This is a genomic window from Streptomyces sp. BK79 (genome assembly GCF_044142145.1).
Classification (GTDB): domain Bacteria; phylum Actinomycetota; class Actinomycetes; order Streptomycetales; family Streptomycetaceae; genus Streptomyces.
This window is the reverse complement of the sequence record NZ_JBHVOC010000110.1, coordinates 1-246: the sequence shown is the minus strand read 5'-3', so window position 1 is coordinate 246 and position 246 is coordinate 1. Positions and strand designations below refer to the sequence as shown.

Genomic DNA, 246 nt, shown 5'->3' with positions numbered 1-246 from the left:
TCAGTATCCGGTATTAGACCCCGTTTCCAGGGCTTGTCCCAGAGTGCAGGGCAGATTGCCCACGTGTTACTCACCCGTTCGCCACTAATCCCCACCGAAGTGGTTCATCGTTCGACTTGCATGTGTTAAGCACGCCGCCAGCGTTCGTCCTGAGCCAGGATCAAACTCTCCGTGAATGCTTTACATCACGGGAGCGGAACAGCCGGAGGAATGATCCGGCCGTTCACAGCGTCCTCGCTGTATTTT

Annotated in this window: 1 rRNA gene; it reads right to left on the bottom strand. The window is 55.7% G+C overall.

Annotated elements, in window-relative coordinates:
* Positions 1 to 176, bottom strand: a 16S ribosomal RNA gene (locus tag ACFIF2_RS36015); the annotation flags it as partial.
* Between the last annotated feature and the right edge of the window lie 70 nt (positions 177 to 246).